Below are 1,406 nucleotides of genomic sequence, written 5' to 3'. Positions count from 1 at the left end.
CGCCACTCCGGCGGTCCCCGCCGGGCCCGTGGCGTCCGGAGCCCCGGCAACGTCCGGAGCCCCGGCACCTCCACCCACCGGCTGAAACTGCTCGACTGGAACGGCAACATGGCCGCCCACCTGATCTACTGGCCCATCGTCACCGTGCTGCTCTTCGCCGCCATCCTCGCCGTCTTCGTGGTGTGACGAGCCCGCGCCGAGGGCGCGTTCACGTCACGGCGCGTGCTCTCCGTCGAGCTCCAGCGGGTCCCCGGTGAGGCGAGTGGGCGCGGTGAGCGCGGCCTCGTAGGCAGGGCGGGCGAAGACGTACGGGCCCATGGGAAGTTCGCCCCACTCCTTGCGGAAGGGCTGCCGGAAGGCGGACCAGGTGACGGTCTCGGGAGTGATGGTGATGGTCGTGAGCAGCGGCCAGCAGCCCCAGAGCCCGCAGGAGCAGCCGAGGACGGCGGTCGAGCAGGGGCCGGCGCCGGCGCCGGTGAACTGCGGGGCGGGGTCGCCGAGGAAGTGGCGTCCGGCGTCGGCGACTTCCTCGACCGGCAGACCGTCGTGCTGGGTCAGCAGGAGGCGTTCCAGCTCGCTCGGGCTCCCGTCCATGTATTCCCTGCGCCAGAGGTCGCGGGTGGCCTCGGCGGCGTGAACCCGCAGGTCCACGCCGTCGATGCGGATCCCCCACAGGAGGTTCGACGAGGCGTCATCCGCGGGGTAGGTCAGGAACTCGATGCGCTGCATGGCCGCCATTGTCGCGGGCTGCGCACGCGGGTGCGAACGCCTTTCGGCCGGTCGAACGCGCAATGGCATGATGATCGCCATGGAGACGGCGACGCTGGTGGACCTTCTGACACGGTTCGGCGCGACCGGGGACTTCGCCGGACTGCGGCCGCTCGGCCCGTTCCCGGTGCCCGGCCGAGGGGAGGCCGAGGACTCGGGTCGCGTCGTCGACGAGATTCCGTGGCCGGTGTGGTTCCGGTACGGGGCCCTGTCCGTCGACGTCTGCCGCTGCGGGATCATCGGCGCGGTCGCCGTCCGGACGTGGTACGACGACGTCGTCCTTCCGGTCGGCGGGCCCGGCGAGTACGGCTCCTTCCCCGGTCCGCCCGGCTTCCAGGAGCTGTCGGCCGCCTTCGCCGCCGCCGGTGTGCGGTGGGAGCGGCGTCCCGAGACGCACTCCCTGCCGCAGTTCAGCATGGTGACCATCGTTGACGAACTCGCGGACGTCACCGTGGACTTCGTCTTCACCACCATGGAGGACCCGGATCACCCCACGCTGTACAGCGCCCACGCGCGGGAGTCCAGCCACCTCTGCCCCGACGGGCCGTGAGCCGGATCGCCGGCGGGACTCAAGGGGTGGGCAGGCCGCCCGGGCGCGTGGGAGGTCCGAAGCGGACGGGCACGCCCGGGGAGTAGAG

Annotated in this window: 3 protein-coding genes; 2 read left to right on the top strand and 1 reads right to left on the bottom strand. The window is 72.1% G+C overall.

Features of this window, described 5'->3' with window-relative positions; genetic code table 11:
* Nucleotides 1-186: hypothetical protein (locus AB0O00_RS39445; protein WP_363659489.1), on the top strand; the 186-nt coding region annotated here is incomplete at its 5' end.
* A gap of 27 nt (nucleotides 187-213) precedes the next feature.
* Here the strand turns inward: AB0O00_RS39445 and AB0O00_RS39440 are convergent.
* Nucleotides 214-729, bottom strand: coding sequence for a hypothetical protein (locus AB0O00_RS39440; RefSeq protein ID WP_363659488.1), 516 nt, complete (start codon nucleotides 727-729; stop codon nucleotides 214-216).
* Nucleotides 730-808: 79 nt separating this feature from the next.
* Here AB0O00_RS39440 and AB0O00_RS39435 point away from each other — a divergent pair, with 79 nt between their 5' ends.
* Nucleotides 809-1,318 carry a hypothetical protein gene (locus AB0O00_RS39435; protein ID WP_363659487.1) on the top strand — a complete coding sequence of 170 codons (510 nt, stop codon included), beginning with the start codon at nucleotides 809-811 and terminating at the stop codon, nucleotides 1,316-1,318.
* Nucleotides 1,319-1,406 lie beyond the last annotated feature (88 nt).

This window comes from Kitasatospora sp. NPDC093558, from assembly GCF_040683475.1.
Classification (GTDB): domain Bacteria; phylum Actinomycetota; class Actinomycetes; order Streptomycetales; family Streptomycetaceae; genus Kitasatospora.
This window is presented reverse-complemented; position numbering and strand designations above follow the sequence as displayed.

What these genes read in the sequence shown, in the direction of transcription:
- AB0O00_RS39440 (WP_363659488.1), bottom strand. Translation starts at nt 729, where the DNA reads ATGCAGCGCATCGAGTTCCTGACCTACCCCGCGGATGACGCCTCGTCG.
- AB0O00_RS39435 (WP_363659487.1), top strand. Translation starts at nt 809, where the DNA reads ATGGAGACGGCGACGCTGGTGGACCTTCTGACACGGTTCGGCGCGACC.